Origin of the sequence: Vibrio sp. HI00D65, from assembly GCF_001635455.1 — a bacterium.
Taxonomy (GTDB): Bacteria; Pseudomonadota; Gammaproteobacteria; order Enterobacterales; family Vibrionaceae; genus Vibrio.
The window spans coordinates 1-798 of record NZ_LWEH01000019.1 but is presented as its reverse complement, the minus strand read 5'-3'; the positions used below and the strand labels follow the sequence as shown (position 1 = coordinate 798).

The 798-nt window shown below is 45.0% G+C and carries 2 protein-coding genes; one reads left to right on the top strand and one right to left on the bottom strand.

The genetic code is table 11. From position 1 onward, the window contains the following. Positions 1–258: acyltransferase family protein (locus A3712_RS05350; RefSeq protein ID WP_063522605.1), on the top strand; the 258-nt coding region annotated here is incomplete at its 5' end. A 69-nt stretch (positions 259–327) separates the two neighbouring features. On the opposite strand, the gene A3712_RS05345 is transcribed toward A3712_RS05350, so the two are convergent. After that, positions 328–657, bottom strand: coding sequence for a DUF2500 domain-containing protein (locus A3712_RS05345; protein ID WP_063522604.1), 330 nt, complete (start codon positions 655–657; stop codon positions 328–330). Between the last annotated feature and the right edge of the window lie 141 nt (positions 658–798).

The following is a 798-nucleotide window of genomic DNA, read 5'->3' as shown; positions in this document are numbered from 1 at the left end:
ATGGTGTTCATGCTGTGTCGCTACTTTGGAGAAGGGTTGTCAGACAAAGGCAATCAAGTGGTTGGCTTCATCAGTAAACACAGTTTGGGTATCTACTTATTGCACCCAATCTTCTTGTGGCCAATGAAAGAGTTTGGTTGGTACCAAGGTCACCCAGCTTGGGTTATTCCATTATGGATAGTGATCAGCGGAGCGGGTGCACTGTGGATGAGCTGGATCGTTTCTAAGTCAGAGAAGACACGTTGGCTATTGCCTTAGCGATGCGCCAAGGCGTTTCGATACTAGTTTACTATTGAATGTCGATGAGGAAGGGTTGAAGCGCTAGGGTTAGCGCTTCAATGCAAAGTGTAAGAACTTATTACCTTGGTAAGTTAAGGTCCCTTTGTCACCCGGGTTAAGAGCGTGGAAGTAGTGAATGCCGACTTGGAACTCACGTTTCGGACCAACCACACCGCGCTGAACATAAATCCAATACTCTTGGTCTTCTTGACCTGGCTCTGCATCAGGAAGGTCGATGGATTGTTTATCTAATACCGTGACGTTCACTTTCTTTTCTTGTGCGTTCTCGCCTTGCATGTGCTTTCGATAAAAAACAAGAAATACCCAGGCCGCGAGACCTGCGAGTGCAAAGATGGCAAAAAAGAGTGAGTTAGGCATATAACCTCCATGTAGTTGTAATGGTTATTCTAGTCTTTCGGGCAATAGGGATATGTGTTTAAAGCCGCTATTCGTGAACTGCTGTAAGCAAAGCTGATTATTTTTCGGCAGATATCACATTTAATGGCCAGTTTGGGATAA

Coding starts and splice junctions, on each gene's coding strand:
- A3712_RS05345 (WP_063522604.1), bottom strand. CDS start 657: ATGCCTAACTCACTCTTTTTTGCCATCTTTGCACTCGCAGGTCTCGCG.